The following is a 23,332-nucleotide window of genomic DNA, read 5'->3' on the forward strand; positions in this document are numbered from 1 at the left end:
TAAAAACCTCTTTATTGAGGTTTTTTAGGTTTTAGCTCGGCGTAATCTCAGCCATTGAAAAACACCTATTCCAATGGCTAATATTATAAGGTTAATAATGCCGTTTTCAGGCCCGCCAGCGCCACCATTTAACCACACTTCAGAGGTTGGAATTAAGCGAATAATTAACGCTGCAGCATCCACATCTACGCCTGTAATTGGGATCTCAAAACCACATCCGAAAAACCAATTCCAACCAGCATGCCAACCCATTGCCGACCATATATTGTTTGTATAGAGGACCAATGAGCAGGCAAATACGGAAAACAGGAAGGAGCCCACCGCGACATACCAAGCAACACTTGAATCAAAGTGCAGTAAGGTAAATAGCAATGATGACAATGTAATGCCGATCAGAAGGTTAGACTTGCGGGTAATAGCAGAGAGTAACCAGCCCCTAAATAACAGCTCTTCAGCACTTGATTGTATACAAAAGCCAATCAGCAATAGGAATATCATCCCTAGTTCGGATGTTGAAGACCACGCCGGGAAAATCGCATCTAACTGATAACCGCCTGCCAGCGCGATTAAAAAAACGATTATGCCGCTCATGGCAATCCCAAAAAATAGGTATCGAGGGAAGGTAGTGGTTGCCTCTTGGATAGATAAGCCAATACTAACTAGCGGACGTTTCTCAACATAACACGTCCACAGGCTAACAATCGCGATCATAAGGGCGAAGGGTAAAAGTAGAAAAAGTAACAGTCCATATGTGCCAGCGAAGTCACCTTCATCGGTCATAAAGCCCAAGCTGGTAAGAAGTAGGTGGAAAGGCAATACTGAGCCAATCACAAATACTGCACCAATAATTGGACAAAGTGCTGCCCATGGGATCCATCCGTTGGCCTCGACATCAGAATAAAGCTTGTTTGTGTGCAATTTAAATCCCTTCAGAGTATATGGAGCTAGGTTAAGTTGAAACTAACGAATAAAACTCTTTTATCTCTTTTACGGTAACTGTGACGAGTTCCATCTCGTCCTACTTTATTCTAAAATTGCCGGCAATATCGTTTTATTATTTAGTTATCCTTTAACAGCTTTGTATTTATTGTGCATAAACACCAATAGAACAAAGCCAACTAGCACCACTCCAGCGCCTATTGGGCGTCCCAAATCAGCAGACAAATTAAACCCAATTGCAGCTGTCATGATGTAAGAAATAGTGACTCCGGTGGTGATCACAGCAGGAATACTGGCGATCCAATGAAATGTGCCTCTGTCGAACAAATATTTCGTGGCCAGCCACAACACGCTGGTAGACAACAACATATTTGAGAACGCAAAATAACGCCAAATTACGGTGAAATCGAGTTTCGTCATAAAGTAAGCAATAGCCAAAATAGGCACAGCAAGTAACAGACGATTGCGAATGCTCTGAGGAATATTAAACGCATCAACAATAGTTAGGCGCAACGAGCGAAACGCTGTATCACCCGATGTGATCGGGAACACCGCTACTGCAACAATGGCCATAATACCGCCAAATACGCCTAAGTAGCTATTTGCAATGTGGTTAACCACCAATCCTGGACCACCCGCATCCAGCATAGCTTTGAGACCCGCATAGCCTTCCGGGAAAGCGGCAATACCTGCTAACGCCCATACACAAGCAACAATGCCTTCACACATCATAGCGCCGTAATAGACAGGTCTTACGTATTTTTCATTGGTTAAACAGCGGGCCATAATGGGTGCTTGTGTCGAGTGAAAGCCACTGATAGCACCACAAGTTATAGTCACAAACAATAATGGCCAAGTGGGCAAACCTTCGGGGTTAGGGGCTAAAAAGTCGTGAGCATGGTCAGCTTCAAAATAAGCTAAGAAGTCGCCAGCGATAGGTAGATGGGGAGCATCGATTAACAACGCAATGGCAATCATAGACGTCATAACGATCATTAATAATCCAAATATGGGGTAAAACTTGGTAATGATCTTATCAATAGGCAAAAGTGTGGCGAGAAAGTAATAGCCTAGGATTACTAGTACCCAAAAGGTATTATTGGCCAAAAAGGTATCTTGGAAAGCGTCTAGGTTACTCAATAAACCTGCTGGGCTCATGATAAAAACCACGCCAACAAAAAACAGTAACATAGCGGTGAAAATAAGCATTAAACCTTTAAATACTATGTTGAAGTAGTGCCCCGCGATTTCCGGTAAGCTTTTGCCATCTTCCTTTATGCTCATCACTCCAGAGAAATAGTCGTGAACGGCACCACCTAAAACATTACCTAACACAATCCAAACCAGTGCGACTGGACCGTATAGCGCACCAAGGATGGGGCCAAAAATTGGACCTACACCGGCAATATTCAAAAACTGAATTAAAAACGCCCGAACAGGGTGAACAGGAACATAGTCGACCCCTTCGCTAAAACGCGTTTGCGGAGTGGCAATATTGGGATCTATGCCGGCCTGTTTTTCAACAAATGGGCTATAGAATTTGTAGCCGAGGAGCAATATAGAAATACAAATAAAAAAGATGATCATTGCTGTGAATATCTCAGTTTAGGTTTTTTGAAAAAGAGCACAGTGATCGCACTCCGCCTTCATTTTTTAATAATTTATAATAGGTTGAATGTAGTGGGAGATAATAACAAAGTCGAACATAACAGAAAACGGAAAACACGCTTAATAGAATTTAATCAACAAAAAAAGGCTAACCATGTTAGCCCTTACAATGCATAACTTACAACGAAATTAGAAGGTGTAAGTATAACCAAGGGTTGCTGATTGAGGTTTGCCTGCAAATACAGAGCCATGCACTCGTGTGGTTATGTACGTTTCGTCGAGTAGGTTATCCACGGTTAAGTAAAGTTCAGATGCATCATTAATAAAGTAACGAGCCGATAAATCAATAATAGTTCTAGCGTCAATTAACTCATTTGCAGGAATAGCACCTTGTCCTGCTTTAGTACGCATTTTTGACGTGTAGCGACCCGCTAGTGTTACTTGCCAAGAATCGGCTAGTACACCAACAGAAAGATATAACTGATCATCAGGTAAGTAGGTTAACGAGTCACCCTTTTGAACGTCATCCCAACTTTCAAAGTCTGATGAGAAGTCTGAACCAAACTCTGCACTGGTGTAGGTATAAGCTAGTCTTACCGGGAAGCTTATACTGTTATTTTGGTTAAACTCATAACCTAAACTCAACTCTAAACCACTAACTTCAACTTCCCCGGCATTGTACTGGCTACCTATGTTGTCATCGTCACAACCCTGAGCTGCAGTGCAGTTACCGTGCATGTTGCTGTAATCTCCAATAAATACAATCGCCTCAGAGTTAAATGCATTTTGGTTGTAACGAAAACCCGCTTCGTAGTTCCAACTTTCTTCTTCTTGACCATCGGCATTTCCAGGTGCCGCGGGTGAAAACCCTTTTTGCATGCCCGCCAATGCAATCAGAGAGGGGGTTACTTGATAAGTTGCCGATAAAGAAGGCAATATCGAGCTAAAGCTGTTTTCTATATCTGTATCAGCCATCCCGCTGCGACCCGGATTAGTTTTTCCCCAATCTAAGCGTTTAGTGGTGACATCTTCAAAGCGAAGACCAGCGGTTATTGCAAAATCACCTAAAGTGATACGGTCTTGTATAAATATTGCCCACGCTTCAGCACTGTCAATACGGTTTGAATCTGTTCCTGGTACGCCACTAGAAATACGAGTCATGATTTGGGTTGTATCTAATTGGTATGTGTCAGCCCACTGGTAACGATCCATCTCATCTTCATGGTAGCGCACGCCAAACGCAAGCTCATGATTTTCAGTGTAATAATTGAGTTCAGACTGAATGCCTTGTGATAAATAATCACGATTGTTAGCTTTGACGCCAACTTCAATTGGTGCGGTATTGAGACCCTGATCAAAATCAGCGGCAGCTTGAATGCCACCACTGCTTAGACTTTTACCATCAATACTATACGCTTTGTACCAATTACGGTGAAAATCATTGAAGTAAGCGGTTGTACTTAATACTGCATCTGGATTGAATTCAATCATGTGACTCAACTGAATCTGTTTGTGCTCAGTGTTCATCTGATCTTTTTGTGATGCTGAATAACGCACAAATGGTGTAGTTGCATAGTCTTCGTCAGTTAATCCCATGTAGGTTTCATCTGATACTTCATCTGCATATTTCAGTTTTAGCTCAAAAATTTGTTGATACTTAGCCGACTTGTTGGATTTGAAACGAATTTTTGTCATAACATCGTTTTTTACAAAACCGGTGTCGCCGCCAACACCATTGATATCGCGGAAACCGTCCGCTTGGTAACGGTAAACTTCGCCTACTGCATCAACACGTTCACCTTGACCACCTGCATACGCATGTATTTTACCGAAGCCATCTTGACCGGCGGCAATATCAACTTTACCGGCTAAAGCTGCCTCAGGAATTTCACGAGAGAGCATATTGATTACACCACCAGTGGTACGTGGGCCATATTTAACCGTAGAACTACCTTTTAATATTTCAACACTTTGCATACGACCGGAAGTCGGGAAGTAATAAGCCGCCGGAGATGCATAAGGTGCGGGGGCAGCTAATATGCCGTCTTCCATGATAGTGATTTTTTCAGAACGGTTTTGGCCGGTGCCACGCATTCCTAAATTAGGACGTAGGCCATAACCATCTTCTTCTTGAACATACACTCCAGGGACTGTGGCTAAAGACCGCATAATATCTGTGTACTTAAACTTATCGATTTCAATTTGGCTAATTACGTGAGCGCTACCTGGTACCGTGTTAATGGGATTCTTACTACCAAAAATATGCATTTGCTCGATTTCGGTGTCTACAGCGTTATCGTCTGCAACCGAATCAAATGTAATTAATAAAGCACTTGCGATTATGCTTAAGCACAAAGTGTTTGGCTGGTTCATTAAAAGCTCCGAGACAATGAATATATTAATGTAAATAGAAATTATTCTTATTTACATTGTAGTGGCGAGCATTTTACTTAAGCAAATCTCAAAAGCAAGATTACGCAAAGAGCTATTTGTAATTTAATATTCTAATGATTGTAATTAATAATAGGATTGAGTGAAAAGTAGGGCTTGCATCAATTTTAATGATGATTTTTAGTGTTTTTTCAACGACTCACGAATAGTGATTCGCGGCATTATTGTTTAGCTCAGTGGTTATTTTCCAAAGACAGACCAGCCGGTTTTATTGGCCAGCAGTTCCAATGCCATAGTACCGAGTTTACTATTACCGATATCATCGAGTCCGGGTGACCAAACGGCAATCGAGGCATTTCCAGGGGCAACAGCAAGAATACCACCGCCTACACCACTCTTGCCTGGTAGTCCGACTCGAAAAGCAAATTCACCTGAGCCATCATAATGGCCGCACATCAGCATCAAAGCGTTGATACGTTTGGCTCGTTGTGCAGAAACCACCGTGTAGCCGGTTATTGGATTAATGCCATTGTTGGCTAAAAATAAGCCGGATTTTGCCAGCTGAGTGGTGTTCATAGCAATTGAACAGTGATGGAAATAGGTGCCTAGCACTTGTTCAACAGGGTTTTCAAAGTGCCCAAATGAAGCCATGAAATAGGCCAGAGATGCATTTCTGGCTCCTGTTTCTAATTCAGATTTTGCCACTTTTTCATCAATAGCGATGCTGTCATCATCTGCAACATAGCGCATAAAATGTAAAATTTCGGCTAACACTTCCTTAGGTTCATGGCCTTGCATAATCAGATCTGCAATAGTGATTGCACCGGCATTGATAAAAGGGTTTCGGGGTTTACCGTGTTCATGTTCAAGTTGTACGATTGAATTAAAGGGATCACCTGAGGGTTCTCTACCCACTCTATGCCAAATATTATCCCCTAACTTACCTAGTGCCAGTGTTAAGGTGAAAACTTTGGATACGCTTTGAATCGAAAATAACGTATCGGCGCAGCCTGCTCGGTAAATTTCACCGTTGGTTAAGGCCACGCTGATGGCAAATTGATTAGGGTCGACTTTAGCTAATTGAGGAATGTAGCTGGCGACTTTACCTTTATCTTCAATGGCCATCATTTGTTCGGCAATTTCGTCGACAATACTTTGCAAAGATATCTCCAATTATTTGCGGTTGGCGTTTTCTGCTTGCTTTACATACTATCTCGCAATTCTGCCATTAACCTAAGGCTTTTTAACCGAGCGTCGGAATCATGAATCGGAAATGACACTATCAATTCGTCGATGCCTGTTTTTTCAATAAAGTCAGTCAACTTTGCTTTTATCGATTCTTTTGTTCCAACTAATGCGTATTGTAGAACGTGCTCGACATTGTACATGTCAGCAATACTCCAATGAATTTTGTCTACAGGTTTAGGGAACGGAGTGTTGGCACTTGTACGCATCTGCAGAAATTTTTGTTGGACCGAAGTATATAAATAAGTTGCTTCTTCTTCTGTATCCGCCAGCACAGCCATTACCCCTGCCATTGCATAGGGTTTAGGGTTGTCAGTGGTTGCTTTGAAGTTACCTCGGTAGCTCTCTAAAGCTTGAATTAACTGATCAGGAGCAAAATGAGAGGCGAATGCGTAAGGCAATCCAAACTCTGCGGCTAGCTGTGCACTGTATAAGCTGGATCCCAGCAACCATAAAGGAATATTGGTATCTTGGCCTGGTACTGCCAATACAGGTTGAGCTTGCGGACCTAAATAGCTTTGTAACTCACGAATATTTTGTGGGTACTGATCAGCTCCAGAACCACCTTGGCGTCGCAATGCCATAAGGGTTTGCATGTCGGTTCCCGGCGCACGTCCTAAACCTAAATCAATACGATCGCCATAGAGCTCTGCCAAAGTACCAAATTGTTCCGCAATGATTAACGGTGCATGGTTAGGGAGCATAACTCCGCCACTTCCAATTCGAATTGATTTTGTGGCTGCACCAATATTGGCAAGTAATACTGCAGTAGCCGAGCTGGCAACACTTTTCATTCCGTGGTGCTCTGCTAACCAATATCGTTTGTAGTTATGCTTTTCTGCTTCTACCGCCGTTGTACGAGCCATATTTAATGCGTCAGAAACGGTTCTGTCTTCGCCGATGGTGGCCAAATCTAATATCGAAATCGGAATCATGTTAATTATCTAGTCATTGAATCGGTACTAGGATTATTGCGGCGCAAGAAGACGTTTACAAGGGGGCGAATGGTAATATCAGCGCAGAACTAAGCCGTTGTCTATAATATTCAAAATAAGCAAAATCAATAGAGCTAGATGGAAGCCTGTGGCGTTGATAAAATTAGCAAGTAATCTGTTGGGAGGAATCGCTATCGTTTCGTTGGCTTTCAGTCGTTTTCACAGTTGATCCATATTTGAATGGTGATATTGTGGTTGTTTAGAGGGCGAATAACCCGTAACCAAATATACATGAGAAGAAACTAATGAAAAAAGGACTAATCGTTTTTGCAATTATTATCCTGCTTATAGCAGGCGGCGCTTGGTATTTGTTAAGTGGTGCGGGGGACTTTATACGTGTTCAGATTGAACAGCAAGGCTCCAAATATCTTGGCACACCGGTATCGGTTTTCAAAGTCGATTTAGCCTTGGGCGAAGGTCGTTTGACGATTAGCGATATAGATGTTGAAAATCCAGACGGTTTTAGTGATGAGGATGCGTTTAGTGTTGAGAACATTACTTTAGATTTAGGCGAAGTGCTAAGTGAACCTTATGTCGTTCAAACTGTAAGCATAAACGCACCAGAAGTACTGTACGAAGTAGATGAAAAAGGCCAAGGAAATTTACTGGTCATTAAAAATAATTTGACTGCCAACCTACCTAAATCAGAAGGTCAAGCGTCTACTGAACCAGGTGCCAATCCGTTAATAATTGTGGAAAATGTGACGGTTAGCAATGTGCGTTTAAAACTCGATTTTGAAAAACTCTCCACGGGAGATTTTAAAATTGAGCAAAAAACTTATGAGATTACTTTACCTACCTTTAACGCGGGTCCTATTGGTCAACCCAATGGCATACCTGCCGACCAAGCTGGTGTTGCGATAGTAAATGCAATGCTTGATAACATCATTGCTAAAGCGAAATCTGAAGCAAAGAATAAGTTAGCAGAAGAAGCCAAAAAACTAGCGCAAGAAAAACTTGATGAAGAGAAAGACAAACTTACCGAGAAAGCCAAAGATAAACTTAAAGGTTTGTTTAATTAAGCTTGGTAAAACACTCTTTAAATAGTCTAAAAGGGTCAGATTGAATTTAAATCTGACCCTTTTTTTATCGCTATAAATCGATATTTGATTATGTGACAACCCCTCACTTTTAGCCATTTACTGATGCAGCTAAATACCAATTTTCAGTCTCAAATAACTAGAGGAAGTGAATGCTAACTTCGGTATAAGTATCAGAAAAAAAAGAAGATTATATAAAACCTAGATGTAAATAGTTGGTGAATGCCTTATAGTGACGCTCGCATTTTCAACGATTCTTAAAATCAGGCATCCAACAAAAATGCATTCGTTGTTAGATTATTAGTGTCAATTTTTGTCACTTACCACAGGCACTCTTTTTATAAGGATCGTTATGCAATTCGCATGTATTGGACTAGGTAATGTTGGTCGTTCATGGGCTGTTACTTTTGCACGGGCAGGTTATCAAGTTCGTTTATGGGATAAAGATCCAGAATCTTTAGCAAAAGCCTATTCGCTTATACGCAAAGCACTAGAAGACTTAACCACAGTGGATCCAGATTTTGATGTGCAAAAGGCTTTTGCTAATGTGCACCTTGCTGAAACTATGGCGTTGGCGGTTGAAGATGCCGATTATGTACAAGAAAGTACGGCTGAAAACGTTAACGTGAAGGTGCAAGTGTTTAATGCGTTGGGGGATTTGGCTCCGGAAAAATGCCTATTAGCTAGCTCCACATCAGCGATTCCGGCCTCTGAATTTTTAGCATCGGTAAGTTATCCGCAACGCTGCCTTATTGTTCATCCTGTTAACCCTCCACATATTATTCCCTTGGTGGAGTTATGCGCATCGCCTTGGACCAGTCCTGAAGTTGTCCAGCAAGCTAAGTCTATGATGGAGCAATTGGGCCAATCGCCGATTGTATTAAACAAAGAAATCGATGGTTTTGTGCTTAATCGACTGCAGTGGGCCTTACTTGGTGAAGCAATGCATTTGGTTGGTGAAGGATACTGTTCAGTTGAAGATATCGATAAAGTGTTAACTAAAGGTCTGGCTTTACGCTGGGCACTTATGGGACCTTTTGAAGTGGGGCATCTTAACGCGACTAAGGGTTTAGAAGGTTACTTTGATGTACTCCAAGACGCGCTAAAACGTGTGCAAGGTAGTCTTAAAACAGATTATCCACCGAATAGTGACTTAGTCTCACAGGCCCATGATGTTATGGCTAAACGAATACCGGTAAACGAAATCGAAAACTATCAATCAGCAAGAGACCAACGTTTATTGAAACTGCGCCAGCATATTGATGGGACGGGTTGCAAAAATACCTAAATGAACCTAACAGCAAGCATTGAATACATGGTCTTCACGACTGTATTCAATGCGACTTATTGAGCTTAATCACTACTTGGGTTTAACTACGCGAGGTTCTTAGACAAAAAGTCGACCGTTCTGGTAAATGCTAACTCCGCACTTTTTTGATGATAACTAGCGCGGTCAACACAGGAAAATCCATGATTGGCTTCGGCATAAACATAAATAGGTTGTTGTGGATTAGCTGCACGAATCAATTCAATATCTTGTTGGCAAACATAAGGGTCAACTTCCCCAAAATGAAACAGCATAGGACAGCTAGGTTGCTTGCTTAAATGATCTGTAATTGCCGTTCCGTAATAACTCACCGCGCAGGTTGGTGATAATTCGTTAGCACTTACGTACGCCAAAGTACCTCCCATGCAATATCCTAGCACCGCAATTTTACCATCTACTTTAACGGCTTCCATCGCAGACTTAATATCAATTAGCATATCTTGTTGTTTGGATTTGCTCATCAGCTCGACACCTTTTTCGACATTAGCATAATCGAGAACAATGCCTGGCTCTAGTCTGTCAAACAATGAAGGCACTATGGTTTTATAGCCCAATTCAGCAAATTCCCGTGCTACCGATTTTAGATGTTCAGTGATGCCGAAAATTTCCTGAATGATTACCAAACCCGCTTTCGGATTTTCAGGCTCGGCAAGATAGGCGGTAAATTTATGGCCATCTTCAGCGGTTAAATTTATATTTTTGTTCACAGCGTTCACCTTTTATAACGTTAGATACTTTTAGCTCAATTTATCCAATGTGCATACTATTAAGCCGCATTGAAAAGCGGCGCAATTATGGATTTCAGTTAAGCAAAATCCTTAGTTCCATAACCAAGGTTGCGTTTGGCTTTGTTTATTCTCGAATGCGCTTATATCGTCTATGTCCATTGTCAGTTGTCTGGATATTTCATCTAAACCTGAGATCAACATTTGCTTATGTGCAGCTCCGATTTCAAAGGTTATGTTACTCTTCCCCTCAACTTCGATGCTCTGGGTCGCAAGGTCGATAGTGATAGGTTTTGTTTGGGCTGCGTTATCTAACAATATTTTAATCTGTGATTCTGATAACACTATGGGTAATAACATATTGTTAAAACAATTCGAATAAAAAATCTCACCGAAACTTTGTGCGATAACGCACTTTATTCCATAGTCTGTAAGCGCCCAAACAGCGGTTTCTCTGCTTGAGCCACAACCAAAATTATTGCCGGCAATGAGAATCTTTGTTTTAGCAAATTTTTGCTGATTTAATACGAAGTCGGCTTTTGGTTGGCCCTGACTATCAAATCTTCGATCATAAAATAAACATTCATGCATCCCTTGTTTGCTCAGACGAGTTAAGAAGCGTCCAGGGTAAATAACGTCAGTGTCTATGTTGTCTTCAGGCAACGCCGCAGCGATTCCCGATATTTGTTTAAAGCCTGTCATATTTGAGTTCTACTATGCTATTAAATAAGTTCACGGACGTCTGTTATTTCACCCGTAATTGCCGCGGCTGCTGCCATGGCTGGGCTCATTAAATGGGTACGTCCGCCGACGCCTTGGCGTCCTTCAAAATTTCTATTTGAGGTTGAAGCGCATCGCTCGCCCGGCTTTAGTCGGTCATTGTTCATCGCCACGCACATGGAACAGCCTGCAGCTCTCCATTCAAAACCTGCGCCCATGAAAATTTGGTCGAGGCCTTCAGCTTCCGCGTGAGCTTTTACTTCACCTGAGCCTGGGACTACAATTGCCAACACATTTTCGGCAACGCTTTTTCCGATGATAACCTTGGCCGCTGCGCGCAAGTCTTCAATCCGACTATTAGTACAAGAACCAATAAAGACTTTGTTTATCTTCAATCCTTTAATTTCAGCATTGGCTTTGATATCCATATAATCTAGGGCTTTTCTCCAATTTGCCTCAGTGGAGTCGTCTTAAGCATCAGCAAGTTGTGGAATTTTATGGCTAATTGAGATGGTGTGTTCAGGGCTGGTCCCCCAACTGACATAAGGTTCAAGGTTATCAATGTCGATCTCAATTTCAGCGTCGAATATTGCATCGCTATCACTTGGTAAGGTGCGCCAATAGTTAACTGCTTGATCCCACAAGTCGTCTTTGGGGGCCATAGGACGATTTTGCAAATAGTTAAAAGTCACTTCATCAGGTGCGACCATACCAACACGTGCGCCGGCTTCGATTGTCATATTGCAAAGCGTCATGCGCGCTTCCATGCTCATTTTTCGGATCACATCACCAGCGTATTCAATGGCATAACCTGTTCCACCGGAAACTCCTAACTTAGCGATAGTCGCAAGCGCCATATCCTTAGCGGTAACATGCAATGGTAATTCACCGCTGAAGGTAATACGCATGGTCTTTGCTTTCACTTGGTTTAGGCATTGAGTAGCGAACACTTTTTCACATTCACTTGCGCCTATTCCAAATGCTAGGCTACCAAATGCACCATGAGTTGCGGTATGAGAGTCACCGCATACCAAAGTAGTGCCAGGCAATGTAAAGCCTTGCTCAGGACCCACGATATGCAAAATCCCCTGACGCTTATCGTTTACTGAAATGTAGGGCATTCCTGTATCTTCGACGTTATTTTCCAACGCAATTAACATCGCTTTTGCTTGTGGATCTGCTATGTGCTGTCTGTTGTTGCTGCTGGGTATTGTGGTTGGTAAAACGTGATCTACCATCGCCAATGCTTTTGCTGGTTGGCGTAATTTAGCACCTCGTTGCTTTAATGATGCAAAAGAAACTGGCGTGCTAACTTCTTGAACAAGATGACGATCGATGTAAATTAGGCAAGTATCATCCTCATTTTGCTTAACGACGTGGCTATCCCAAATTTTGTCATACAGTGTTTTACTACTCACTTTTAATCACCGGTTAAAGAATGTACTGAGGTTAAGGAACTATGCAAACTGGCGACATTCGACTAGAGACCCTGTTTAATTTGCAGAGCGGGTCGTTGAGCTATGTCTATGGTTAATTGCTGACTTTTTATTGCTTCTTTTATCGATTTATCTGGATTGAGTACATCACCGTAACTTGGCAAGATTGCGCTAAATTGGTGTTCATTAGTACGGCTGAAAATAGGCAAATGGAGCTGTAGATGATCGCCCTAGTTATCGGAAACCGTTGTTATGTAAACAATTTTGTGGATGGAGTCTACCTGAAACTTAGCGCTTTAAGTAGCAATGCGTACCATCTGGCTATGTCCATTTCGTATAATATATTTAATTCACGTTAAGCTGAGTAGAGTAGCAGTTACTTTCATTGGCGTGCTGGCATGTATGCCAAATCAACCAATTTGAATTTTGAAATGGCATACAATGAAGTTGCTAAAGCACTTTATAACGCTAAAATTAATGGACTGCACAAATTAGAGGTTTGTCATTCATCGGGTACTTTTTCGATGTCCATTTTTGCCAAGGAGAATCGCGGTGCAAAACTATATTCTGGCTATCGATCAGGGAACTACCAGTTCAAGGGCGATTTTATTTTCATTGGATGGCAAACCTTGCTTTATTGCGCAACAGGAGTTTAGTCAATCCTATCCTGATGATGGATGGGTAGAGCATGATCCTGAAGAAATTTGGCAAAGCGTCCTGAAAACCTGTAAAGACGTTATTGTTGAAGCACAGATTGACGTTTCTCAAGTCGTTTCTATTGGTATAACCAATCAACGAGAAACGACAATAGTGTGGGATAAAAAAACCGGAAAAACCCTGTATCCTGCAATAGTGTGGCAAGACCGGCGAACTTCCTCGATCTGCAAGCAGTTCAGTGAAGATTCCCAGCTAGTAGAGCATATCACCGACACTACGGGATTATTATTAGACCCTTATTTCTGCGCAACTAAAATTAAATGGATATTGGACAATGTAGAAGGAGCGCGCGAAAAAGCTGAATCTGGTTTACTTGCTTTTGGCACCGTTGATACATTCTTAATTTGGCGGTTGACCAAAGGACGCTGCCACTACACAGACGCAACCAATGCCTCTCGCACTATGTTGTTCGATATTCATAAGCAACAATGGGATCCACAACTTTTAAAAACATTCGATATCCCGCAATCAATCTTGCCAACAGTATTAGACAGCGCTGACGAGTTTGGTAAAACGAATCCTACATTGCTGGGCAAAGCTATCCCTATTCAAGGAGTTGCAGGGGATCAACAGGCAGCGCTGTTTGGACAAACTTGTTTTAAAAAGGGCATGGCAAAAACAACCTATGGCACTGGTTGTTTCATGGTGTTGAATACCGGTTTAACACCGCTTAAATCTCATAATCGACTATTAACAACGGTCGCTTATCGGTTAAACGGTGAAACAACTTACGCTTTAGAAGGCAGTATCTTCATGGCTGGCGCTACGATTCAGTGGTTGCGCGATGGCTTGCAACTAATCAAAGAGGCGTCTGAAACTGAATCGCTGGCGAAGATGGCCAGTCCGAACAATAGTGTATTTTTGGTGCCGGCGTTTACTGGCTTGGGTGCGCCTTATTGGGACCCTGATGCGCGCGGAGCTATTTTAGGTTTAACCCGTGATACAGGTATTAATGAAATAGTCGCAGCAGGTTTACAGTCAGTGTGTTATCAATCAAAAGATCTGCAAAAAGCCATGGAAAGTGATGGTGCCCGCGCAACCAACCTTCGAGTTGACGGCGGAATGGTTAAGAATGATTGGTTGATGGGTTTTTTAGCTGACATCTTAGGAGCAGAGGTGGATAGACCTGAAATTACTGAAACCACTGCGTTAGGAGCAGCCTATTTGGCCGGATTACAAGCGGGTATCTACAAATCTTTAGATGAACTGAGTGCACAGTGGCGATGCGAACACACATTTACGCCAAGGTTCTCTAAACAAGAAAGGGACCATGCTTATTCTTTATGGCAACAAGCGGTGAATCGAATTCGCTGTGATTGAATGCTAAACCCTTGCACACAGATCCATCTTAATGCTGTTAGACAGGCAATAAATTGCCCATGCTCATCGCTTTTTATCCTTAAGTGGGCGTGATTTTGCCACTTAATTTCATGTGTTTTTGGCCTATTACCTACTAATAGTTTCTAGAAACAAAGCTATACGCTTTATTCGCTTGTTCAATTGTATTGGTCACCTGAGAAACCGTTGATTCTATCGTTTCCTTGTCGGCATCTTCAAACATGTAGTCTGTTACATTGTTATAGATGGATTTGCCGGAGAATGATTCAATCGCCATATCGGCAGCGGCAAAAGCCATTCCTATCGGTCCCCCATAAACAAATCCACCCAATAATTCAGATACCGGATCCACACTGGTATGGGATGTATTTTGGTAAATATCAGAGACAATAGGAATGTGATTTAGAATGTTAATAGTGTCAAAAAAATCATCCATGCCTAAGCCATCTTCACCTATTACATAATTTGAAATATCTTGAATTGAACCCAACAAGGTAGTGTCAGAATTTAACGCGCTTAAGTCAGTGGTGCTTACTTCCGGCTCGGCAGAAATAGCGGCAGTCGCACTACTGAAAAGGTTGGCGCTGAGACTACTCAATAAAGAGGTTTGTAGGTTCGCAATTGAATCTAGTGACGTCAGTTGAGATAAAGAGTCTTCAGTAAATTGATCTAACCCAATAGCTGAAAAAAGACTTTTCTGAATGCTGTCAATTGCTGAATCCATGTTGGCGTTTTCTTCAGCGGAGTTATCACTGTCGTTTTGCTGCATCAGTGACATTAAACCACCAAACACCTGATTGATTCCTTCTGAGCTTGCTGAGGATTCACTTGCAGAAGGTGTTTCAACGGCGGTGCCTAAACCTAAGTTATTTTGTAATGTATCTATGACATTCATGGGTAATGACTACTCTTAATTTACGCATTTTGGATGGAGTTGTGTAGATGCTGATAGGCTAAAATCGTGCCAAAAATTTAGCCAAGTATCATATACTTAAACAACTTGGCTGAAATTCTATTTACATTAAAAGCGCTAGTGTAAAGTTTTAGTAAAGGTCCTAAAGTGATTTATTTTTTCGGTAAAATAACCTCAGAATTTGGCATGTGAGAGGCAATTCTAATCATAAATATGTTGTTATCTTTAGATAGCAATTGAGGTTATATTTGAGTATGAAAAAGTATCACTTTATCTCTTTTTTCTGTTTTGTTGTTTGCTCATGTTCACAAACACCTAGCGTAGAAGAAGAAGTTGTCGAAAACCTGCCAACCAATCCAAAAGTTAGTCAAAGAGCCATTAGTCAAAAAGACAAAGAGATCATGCCCAATGATCCCAGTTACAGACCTATCCGCATGGAAGGGGTCGAATCTATAGCAGTCCCCACAGGATCACTTTTTCAACTAGACGATGACGCTAGCCTGTATCAGTTGCACCGCAAATACCAAGTGGGTGACATGATTTTAGTTCGACTAAGTGAGTCAACTACGTCAAAAAAATCCATCGATTTTCAAAGGGATAAAAGTAGTCGATTTGAGTTAGGACCTGTGAATGTTACTGCTGGACCTATCCAGATTGATGAAACAGACTTAAATATAGAACACAATGAAGAAAATGAGTTCGATACATCATCAGAAGCCAATCAATCTAATTCTTTGAAAGGTGATATTACCGTATATGTAAAAGAAGTCTTACCCAATAATAATCTTGTGGTTGCCGGCGAGAAGTGGATTACGCTGAACACTGGGCAAGAATACGTCAGATTTTCCGGTGAAATACGAACCGCCGATATTGATGCTTCAAATACTATTATTTCCTCTAAAGTGGGGAATTCACGCATTGAGTACAGTGGCAAAGGCGAATTGCACTCCAATCAAGAAGAGTCAGTAATCAATAAATTATTTGGCATTTTCAATTAACTGAAAAATGAATATAACTATGATGAAAATGTTGAATTGCACAACCTTGTTGGTGCTTTTGCTGCTCTGTCCTAGGGCCTTTGCTGTTTGGCAACAAGGTGAGGCGACGGTCAAATTAGACGGTGCTGACGTTAGCGACGTAAGAGTGACAGCTATCAAAAATGCAGTTGCAGACGCATCTTTTAAAAACGGCAGTTTTGTTTCTGCAGAAGATGTGGTGTTAGATGGACTACTAGTGAGCAGTAAATCGGTGATTACCACCCAAGGCCAAATTCAGCGAGTAGAAGTGCTTAGTGAATCTGTGAATGAAGATGTATTTAATGTTATCGTCAGAGTCGAATTCTCACCTATGTTCAATTGTCCCCATGATGGATACAACCGCTCGGTGTTGCTTACCCAGTTTCAAGTGTTAAAACCCCAGCAAGCTAGCCATGGTGGTATTTTTGATATCGGTAAGCAAATAAGTAAACGCATTGAGCAACAATTGCGTGCTGAACAAACCAGTCCTAAGGTACGACTGATTGACAAGGCGTTCACTGGGGTTAACTCCTATGACCAAATCCATCTTAACGAATTAACCAACAAAGCCATTTATATGTCCAAAGAATATGGACGGCAGTTTGTCATGTTTGGGTTTATTCGCGATATCAGTTTATTTGAACAAGTCAAAGAAGAATTGCTTTCAGACGATGTATCTTTAAGACGCAATTTCACGATTCAAGTATATGTACTGGATGTTTATCGGCATACGATTATATTCCAAGAGTCTTACCATAGTGAAGCGGATTGGGAGTACAGTGATGACTACAATGTAGATACCAATAACAGTTTGTTTTGGCGCAGTGACTATGGCCGTACAGTACTTAACACTGTCAATGGCGCGGTGTCGGATGTTGCTAATAAACTTCAGTGTGAGCAGAGCTTTGCGCAAATTGTAGGAACAAATAACCATAAATTGATCATCAATATGGGCTTAGACAATGGACTAAAGTTAGGCGATAAATTCCTACTCTATAAAAAACGCTTACCTGTTAGCGCAAATGGATTGAGTCATGCGGCATTGACTGCGGTTAACCAAGGTGTATATAAAGTCGTGCAATTAGACAGTTTGACCGCTGAATTGAGTAATGATGATCCTGCCCAAGTGATAAACGGCGACTTACTCGATCTGGTCAGCCCAACTCGCTAAGATCAAAGCATAAAGTCACTTAGTGTTGGCGCGGTAATATTCAAAGACGCATATCTATTCTTACCACTGGGCTAGTTGCCCTTAACGAACACAGATACGCCAGTCATAGCTATACCTGAAACTACTCGTTTTGCATTATTAGGAATTGGTTTTGCGGCGAAATTCAACACTTCCCCCCGACTATCAAATTAGCAAGTGCATTTTTATTCCAGCTTATAGCGCATCATTTTAGTGCAATCATTTATGCTTGGGATAAGTCCAATTAGCCTAATCTGGCTGCTAGGCCTTTAAAATTAACAATCCTTAAAACTTGACCTTTTGGTCATTTTCTTGCATCGCAACCCCATTCGTTTTGGCTATGACAAATCAAACTCAATGACATCGAGTTCTAACTCTCATTTACGGGCAGACCTAAGGCAAATTAATGAAATCCAATTCTGAACTGCTCTATGGGCTTAACGATATTCCCTCTAAAAAGCAAAGTATCACCGCTGCAACCCAGCATATTCTGGCCTGTTTTGTGGGGATCATCACGCCAACCTTAATAATAGGTGGAACTCTAGGGTTGCAGGCTGAGTTGCCATATTTATTGAGTATGGCGTTATTTGTATCAGGAGTGGCTACCTTTATCCAAGCTAAAACTATAGGCCCTATTGGTAGTGGCTTGATTGCTGTACAAGGTACAAGCTTTTCCTTTGTTAGTGCCATTTTAGTAGCCGGCTTTGCAATCAAAGCCAAAGGGGGAAGCAACGAGGAGGTATTATCGACTATTTTTGGGGTGTGTTTGCTCGGAGCCTTTATCGAAGTTGTTATTAGTCAATTTATTACCAAAGTGAGGCGTATTGTTACCCCTCTCACCACCGGTATTGTGATCACAACCATTGGCTTTAGTTTAATTAAAGTCGGCATGACAGACCTTGCAGGTGGTTTTGGTAGTGACACTTTTGGCGATACGCAAAATTTATATATTGGAATTTTTGTGCTGGTGACTATCATTGTACTCAATGTCTCGTCAAACCCATGGGTTAGGTTATCAGCCATCATGGTTGGTATGGGATTAGGAACATTGCTGGCCTACTGGTTAGGTATCGTTTCGGTGGAACATATTGGTGAACAACCTTTGTTTAGCATACCCGTGCCTTTCAAATACGGTTTAAATTTTGATTGGGAGGTGTTTTTACCCGTTGCGCTGATTTATCTGATGACGGCGCTGGAAAGCTCTGGTGACTTGACGGCTAACAGCTTGTTTTGTGGTTTGCCCATCAAAGGTGAACAATACTTAAAGCGCATTAAAGGCGGTATTCTGGCCGATGGGGTTAATTCTGCATTGGCATCGGTGTTCAATACCTTTCCAAATACCACTTTTGGGCAAAACAATGCGGTAATCCAACTAACCGGAGTGGCGAGTCGACACGTCGGGTTTTATATCGCCGGTATTTTGGTGTTGTTAGGTTTGTTTCCGGTAATTGGAGGTGTATTGCAATCAATTCCTAAACCTGTTTTGGGCGGCGCGACTTTAGTGATGTTTGCCACTATTGCGGTGGCCGGTATTAAAATTCTGGCAAGTGAACCTATCGACAGACGCAAAACACTGATTATGGCCACTTCATTTGGCGCTGGCTTTGGGGTGTTAATGGAGCCAAATGCGCTTCAAGGACTACCTGAAGCGCTGCGAAATATATTTTCTTCTGCGATTACCACAGCCGGCGTTATCGCCATTGTGATGAGTTTATTGATCCCAGATCCTGTTCACGAGGAGGAGAGAGTCTCCTCGCAATCTTAACCGCTCTGTACAAGTGCGGTTCAATACGCATCAGTTTGCAGATACCACTTTGGCTTTTCCTCTGCCACTTTTTTCTGAGGCAGCACTAAGTTCGCCGTCTTTTTGCAAAATCAAATGTACATCGCCAAAGCGACCTTCGCTTATGATGTAACCCATTTCTTGCAGCGAGTTTAACGTAGCATCACTGATACCTGGATGCACTCTGATGGTGTCCTTGGGCCATAATTGGTGATGAAAACGCGGGCTATTTGCAGCTTCTTCGGCGCTCATATTAAATAACAATGTGTTGAGTATTGATTGGGTAACTGAGGATATGATGGTGGTACCGCCAGGTGAGCCTGTTACCAGTTTCACCGTTTCGTCCTCAAGCACAATAGTCGGAGACATTGACGATAACATACGTTTGAAAGGGGCAATTGCATTGGCTTCACCGCCAATTGCGCCAAAGAAGTTTGGAACGCCTGGCTTAGCACTGAAATCATCCATTTCATCATTTAATAAAAAGCCTGCACCTTCCGCTACTACACCCGCCCCAAAACTCAAATTGATAGTGGTTGTATTGGCAACGGCATTACCCCAACCATCAACAATGGAAAAGTGTGTGGTGTCCTCACTCTCATGTAAGCCTGGTTTGATGTCGCTGGTGGCTGAGATAGCGGTTAAGTTAATGTCGTTTGCACGGGATTGAATATATTCAGGGAGCATTAACTCAGTTTGCGGAACATCGATAAAATCTGGATCACCTAAGTATTCGGCGCGATCGGCAAAAACTCGTTTACCTGCCTCTGAGACTAAGTGCAAATAGGCCGTAGAGTTTTGTTTAGGCAATGGATTGGTTTGAATAACAGCATCAATCATGCCTAACCACTGAGCAACGGCAATACCACCTGAACTCGGTGGTGGAGCGGTGATCAAAGTATAACCACGCCATGGAAAGCTTATCGGTGTGCGCCACTTAGCTTGATAAGAAGCTAAGTCTTCCAATGTAATTAAACCGCCATCTTTTTGCATAAAGGAAACAATGTGTTCGGCAGTTTCACCTTTATAAAATCCATCTACACCAAGATCGCGGATACGCTCAAGGGTTGCAGCTAACTCGGGCTGTTTGAACAACATACCTGACTTAGTGGCATCCGCGAAGTAGTCTTCAAAATTACTTTCAATGCCATTTTCCTTTTTACGAGCGATATAACGAGTCACTTTTTCAGCCAATTTCTCAGGCACAATAAAACCGTCTTTGGCCAGGCTAACAGCTGGCTGAACTAAACGAGTCCAAGGTAACTTGCCATACTTTTTATGCGCTTCCCACATGCCCGCTACTGTACCAGGAATTCCGGATGCTTTTGCACCAAATAATGACTGGACCGAGACCACATTGCCTTGTTCATCAAGGTACATATCTCGAGACGCTGCAGCAGGAGCCATTTCACGATAATCTAAAAAGTCAGTTTGACGATTAAAATAGATTGTCATAAATCCACCACCGCCAATATTTCCAGCTTCTGGAAAGGTAACTGCTAGGGCAAACTGGGCAGCAATAGCAGCATCTATCGCGTTACCGCCTTCGTCTAAAACGGCCAGCGCAACATCAGCACCAAATTTATCAGGCATTGCCACAGCATAGTCGCCCTTGGCTTTGTCGATACCTGTCTGAGTACAGGCACTGAGGAAAATAACAAAAGATAAAACAAATAATGTACGCATAAGTATCTATCCAATCATAAGTAAACTAGCAATAAAATAAGCAACCAGAGTTAATCCACCGGCAACCAGCGCGTAGGGTAATTGAGTGCGAACGTGCTCGAGTAAATCACACCCCGAAGCTAATGAAGACACCGCTGTACTGTCTGATATTGGTGAACAGTGATCACCAAATATTCCACCACCCAAAATCGCAGCGATGACCAACGAAGGAGGTAAACCCAGTTGTTGAATCAGTGGCACGCCTATGGGGATTAGAATAGCGAATGTGCCCCACGATGTCCCTGTAGTAAATGACATAATCGCCCCAGCAATAAACAACATTGGTACAACAAATACTAATGGTAAGTACTCACCAACCATGCCTGCTACAAATGTGCCCGTGCCTAATATTTTTAAGCTAGCGCCTAAGGTCAGAGAAAGCAGTACTATGGTTACCAAGGGTAAGAGTTCTCCCATGCCTTTAAAACCAATCTCCACCGCTTGATGATGATTAAATTGTTTGCCAGTCAACAATAAGAAATAAGCAACAACAGTAGCTAAGACCGTGGCATACAATACGGATTTACTGCCACTGCCGTCAGATAAAACGCCGTTGCCAGTCCAAAACATAAAACCTACCATGCTTAGTACCATGGTTAATATAGGGACTACCATGTAACGGGCTTTGGTGGCTGGCGCGGCAGAAAGTTTACTTTTAGTGGCATCGAGTTGCTGCTCAGCCTTTGCCATTGGACCGTGAACTTTATCCGCAAACACAGTGTAAGCAGCAATGACCAAGGTAATAATTGCATAGAAGTTGAATGCAACTGTGCCCCACAAAATACTGGCTGAAGATTCTTCTAATTCATAACCATCGAGTAAACCAAGTACAAAGGCGCCCCAACCATTCAGTAAAATTAAAATACAAACGGGCGCGCTGGTGCTGTCAATAAGGTAGGCAAGTCGCGCCCGGCTCATACCAAATTTATCAAACAAACCGCGAGCAAATATTCCAGCAGTAAGCACACTTAGATTCGATTCAATGAAGATCACTATGCCGGTTAACATCGTCAAGCCGCCTACTTGTCGGCGATTGTTGGCAATACCACGATGGGTTAACCAGTTTACGGTGGCTGTAACACCGCCTGAATCTCTGATATAGGCTAATAATGCACCCACTAGTATACTGAACAATAGAATGCGCGTATTTCCTGCGCTGGTGGCTACCGCTACCACTCGTTCAACCGAAGATATTGGTGCTAAAATCACACTTTCAGAAGCTGAAGTGAGTAATATAAGTGTCTCGGAACTTAGTACAGCCATCAATAATGCCATGATGACTTCTTTCTTCCAAAACACGATAAATATCGCAATCAATGGCGGTATGATGGAAACCCAGTCCATAAATTAGTCCCTACAGTCTTATTTTTATTAATTTGAGTACATGGAAGTATTCGTGATCTGAATGACGTTAAACCAATAGTGTATTCTTTTACTGGTGGTAATTACATGCTCTTATTCAGTCGGTCACCTTAAACCAGACAGGTTTAAAAGGGAATATGTACAATTAAGCTAATAACATAAAAATATAAAAAACATGACGTTTGTCTAGTCCTAAGATGTGACATGGACTCTATTAGCAAACCAATTTTATATGGTTAAAAAGCTAACTAAAAAGCATCAAACCTAATTTACGTACTGGGATTTTCCCTATTAGGTTTGATGACTTATGTGGGGAAGGGGTTGTTAACAATCAAAACATCCCTTAATTAGGCAGTCGTATTTATGGGGGGAGCGACCTTATTCATCAATTCCACCGATTTTTGGACGCCCTCTTTTGAATAACCTTCAGATTCTAATTCGGTTAGAAGATCTTTCAAGCGTGAAGCCGTAGTCTGGTCTTTTGTATCATCAGCAATCGAAGACAACATGCTTTTGAACGAGTCAAAATTTACCGCTTTTTCTGAGTCTTTTTCACCGTACAGACCAATTTCCCCGTCCATTTGGGCCATCATTTGCGTCATTTTTTGTTCACGCTCTTGAACGGCTTTGTCATGTTCTTGTTGGCTCAAATTACCATCGCTATTTGAGTCCATGTTACTGAACATGTCAGCTGATTTGGTGCTCTCTACGCCTTCAGCTGTTAACGCTGCCATAAACTCAGTAGCGCTGACAACTCCGTCTTCATTAGTGTCAGCGATATCAAATTGTTGCTGAGCTTTTTCTTTCTCACGGGCAGCAGGATCTGGGCCACCTCCACCTATCGACATAATATTCATATTTTG

17 protein-coding genes and 1 pseudogene are annotated in these 23,332 nt (G+C 42.0%); 6 read left to right on the forward strand and 12 right to left on the reverse strand.

All coding sequences use genetic code 11. The annotated features are described in order from the left end of the window. Positions 1–24: 24 nt before the first annotated feature. The 5 genes from KO530_RS11980 to KO530_RS12000 all read right to left on the reverse strand — a co-directional run bounded on the left by KO530_RS11980 (position 25) and on the right by KO530_RS12000 (position 7,118). Positions 25–918 carry a CPBP family intramembrane glutamic endopeptidase gene (locus KO530_RS11980; protein WP_216048674.1) on the reverse strand — a complete coding sequence of 298 codons (894 nt, stop codon included), beginning with the start codon at positions 916–918 and terminating at the stop codon, positions 25–27. A gap of 144 nt (positions 919–1,062) precedes the next feature. Continuing rightward, on the reverse strand, positions 1,063–2,526 hold the full coding sequence (locus tag KO530_RS11985) for a carbon starvation CstA family protein (protein ID WP_216048675.1): 1,464 nt from the start codon (positions 2,524–2,526) through the stop codon (positions 1,063–1,065). A 210-nt stretch (positions 2,527–2,736) separates the two neighbouring features. Further along, positions 2,737–4,920 carry a TonB-dependent receptor family protein gene (locus KO530_RS11990; protein WP_216048676.1) on the reverse strand — a complete coding sequence of 728 codons (2,184 nt, stop codon included), beginning with the start codon at positions 4,918–4,920 and terminating at the stop codon, positions 2,737–2,739. 258 nt (positions 4,921–5,178) lie between these two features. Then, a complete protein-coding gene (locus KO530_RS11995; protein WP_216048677.1) occupies positions 5,179–6,099 on the reverse strand; it encodes a glutaminase in 921 nt (306 codons plus the stop codon). Positions 6,100–6,140: 41 nt separating this feature from the next. After that, positions 6,141–7,118, reverse strand: a complete 978-nt coding sequence (locus KO530_RS12000) for an LLM class flavin-dependent oxidoreductase (protein ID WP_216048678.1) — start codon at positions 7,116–7,118, stop codon at positions 6,141–6,143. 305 nt (positions 7,119–7,423) lie between these two features. On the opposite strand from KO530_RS12000, the gene KO530_RS12005 reads away from it, so the two are divergent. Then, on the forward strand, positions 7,424–8,200 hold the full coding sequence (locus KO530_RS12005; protein ID WP_216048679.1) for a hypothetical protein: 777 nt from the start codon (positions 7,424–7,426) through the stop codon (positions 8,198–8,200). A gap of 370 nt (positions 8,201–8,570) precedes the next feature. Further along, a complete protein-coding gene (locus KO530_RS12010; RefSeq protein ID WP_216048680.1) occupies positions 8,571–9,506 on the forward strand; it encodes a 3-hydroxyacyl-CoA dehydrogenase NAD-binding domain-containing protein in 936 nt (311 codons plus the stop codon). Positions 9,507–9,592: 86 nt separating this feature from the next. Here the strand turns inward: KO530_RS12010 and KO530_RS12015 are convergent, their stop codons facing one another. The 3 genes and pseudogenes from KO530_RS12015 to leuC form a co-directional block, all read right to left on the reverse strand. Then, positions 9,593–10,252, reverse strand: a complete 660-nt coding sequence (locus KO530_RS12015) for a dienelactone hydrolase family protein (protein ID WP_216048681.1) — start codon at positions 10,250–10,252, stop codon at positions 9,593–9,595. 111 nt (positions 10,253–10,363) lie between these two features. After that, positions 10,364–10,972 (reverse strand): 3-isopropylmalate dehydratase small subunit, encoded by a 609-nt coding sequence (leuD, locus tag KO530_RS12020; protein ID WP_216048682.1) that lies wholly within the window; start codon positions 10,970–10,972, stop codon positions 10,364–10,366. A 20-nt stretch (positions 10,973–10,992) separates the two neighbouring features. Further along, a pseudogene (gene leuC / locus KO530_RS12025) lies at positions 10,993–12,408 on the reverse strand (3-isopropylmalate dehydratase large subunit). A gap of 570 nt (positions 12,409–12,978) precedes the next feature. Here leuC and glpK point away from each other — a divergent pair. Continuing rightward, a complete protein-coding gene (gene glpK / locus KO530_RS12030) occupies positions 12,979–14,463 on the forward strand; it encodes a glycerol kinase GlpK (protein ID WP_216048683.1) in 1,485 nt (494 codons plus the stop codon). A gap of 133 nt (positions 14,464–14,596) precedes the next feature. Here glpK and KO530_RS12035 read toward each other — a convergent pair whose 3' ends face one another. After that, positions 14,597–15,376, reverse strand: coding sequence for a hypothetical protein (locus KO530_RS12035; RefSeq protein ID WP_216048684.1), 780 nt, complete (start codon positions 15,374–15,376; stop codon positions 14,597–14,599). 272 nt (positions 15,377–15,648) lie between these two features. Here KO530_RS12035 and KO530_RS12040 point away from each other — a divergent pair, with 272 nt between their 5' ends. The 3 genes from KO530_RS12040 to KO530_RS12050 all read left to right on the forward strand — a co-directional run bounded on the left by KO530_RS12040 (position 15,649) and on the right by KO530_RS12050 (position 19,364). Further along, entirely contained in the window at positions 15,649–16,392 is a 744-nt protein-coding gene (locus tag KO530_RS12040) for a flagellar basal body L-ring protein FlgH (RefSeq protein WP_216048685.1), read from the forward strand. Between the two features lie 19 nt (positions 16,393–16,411). Continuing rightward, entirely contained in the window at positions 16,412–17,581 is a 1,170-nt protein-coding gene (locus KO530_RS12045) for a flagella assembly protein FlgT middle domain-containing protein (protein WP_216048686.1), read from the forward strand. A gap of 424 nt (positions 17,582–18,005) precedes the next feature. Further along, complete coding sequence (locus KO530_RS12050) at positions 18,006–19,364, forward strand: uracil-xanthine permease family protein (protein ID WP_216048687.1); 1,359 nt, start codon at positions 18,006–18,008, stop codon at positions 19,362–19,364. Positions 19,365–19,394: 30 nt separating this feature from the next. Here the strand turns inward: KO530_RS12050 and ggt are convergent, their stop codons facing one another. From ggt to KO530_RS12065, 3 genes are all read right to left on the reverse strand, one after another. Further along, on the reverse strand, positions 19,395–21,068 hold the full coding sequence (gene ggt / locus KO530_RS12055) for a gamma-glutamyltransferase (protein ID WP_216048688.1): 1,674 nt from the start codon (positions 21,066–21,068) through the stop codon (positions 19,395–19,397). Between the two features lie 6 nt (positions 21,069–21,074). Continuing rightward, complete coding sequence (locus KO530_RS12060) at positions 21,075–22,451, reverse strand: Na+/H+ antiporter NhaC family protein (RefSeq protein WP_216048689.1); 1,377 nt, start codon at positions 22,449–22,451, stop codon at positions 21,075–21,077. 365 nt (positions 22,452–22,816) lie between these two features. Beyond that, on the reverse strand, positions 22,817–23,326 hold the full coding sequence (locus KO530_RS12065; protein WP_216048690.1) for an EF-hand domain-containing protein: 510 nt from the start codon (positions 23,324–23,326) through the stop codon (positions 22,817–22,819). Between the last annotated feature and the right edge of the window lie 6 nt (positions 23,327–23,332).

The organism is Aliiglaciecola lipolytica (assembly GCF_018860635.1).
Taxonomy (GTDB): Bacteria; Pseudomonadota; Gammaproteobacteria; order Enterobacterales; family Alteromonadaceae; genus Aliiglaciecola; species Aliiglaciecola lipolytica_A.

Excerpts from the sequence above, each read along its gene's own strand:
- KO530_RS11985 (WP_216048675.1), bottom strand. The coding sequence starts at position 2,526 with ATGATCATCTTTTTTATTTGTATTTCTATATTGCTCCTCGGCTACAAA.
- KO530_RS11990 (WP_216048676.1), bottom strand. The coding sequence starts at position 4,920 with ATGAACCAGCCAAACACTTTGTGCTTAAGCATAATCGCAAGTGCTTTA.
- KO530_RS12000 (WP_216048678.1), bottom strand. The coding sequence starts at position 7,118 with ATGATTCCGATTTCGATATTAGATTTGGCCACCATCGGCGAAGACAGA.
- KO530_RS12005 (WP_216048679.1), top strand. The coding sequence starts at position 7,424 with ATGAAAAAAGGACTAATCGTTTTTGCAATTATTATCCTGCTTATAGCA.
- KO530_RS12010 (WP_216048680.1), top strand. The coding sequence starts at position 8,571 with ATGCAATTCGCATGTATTGGACTAGGTAATGTTGGTCGTTCATGGGCT.
- leuD (WP_216048682.1), bottom strand. The coding sequence starts at position 10,972 with ATGACAGGCTTTAAACAAATATCGGGAATCGCTGCGGCGTTGCCTGAA.
- KO530_RS12035 (WP_216048684.1), bottom strand. The coding sequence starts at position 15,376 with ATGAATGTCATAGATACATTACAAAATAACTTAGGTTTAGGCACCGCC.
- KO530_RS12040 (WP_216048685.1), top strand. The coding sequence starts at position 15,649 with ATGAAAAAGTATCACTTTATCTCTTTTTTCTGTTTTGTTGTTTGCTCA.
- KO530_RS12045 (WP_216048686.1), top strand. The coding sequence starts at position 16,412 with ATGATGAAAATGTTGAATTGCACAACCTTGTTGGTGCTTTTGCTGCTC.
- KO530_RS12050 (WP_216048687.1), top strand. The coding sequence starts at position 18,006 with ATGAAATCCAATTCTGAACTGCTCTATGGGCTTAACGATATTCCCTCT.
- ggt (WP_216048688.1), bottom strand. The coding sequence starts at position 21,068 with ATGCGTACATTATTTGTTTTATCTTTTGTTATTTTCCTCAGTGCCTGT.
- KO530_RS12060 (WP_216048689.1), bottom strand. The coding sequence starts at position 22,451 with ATGGACTGGGTTTCCATCATACCGCCATTGATTGCGATATTTATCGTG.
- KO530_RS12065 (WP_216048690.1), bottom strand. The coding sequence starts at position 23,326 with ATGAATATTATGTCGATAGGTGGAGGTGGCCCAGATCCTGCTGCCCGT.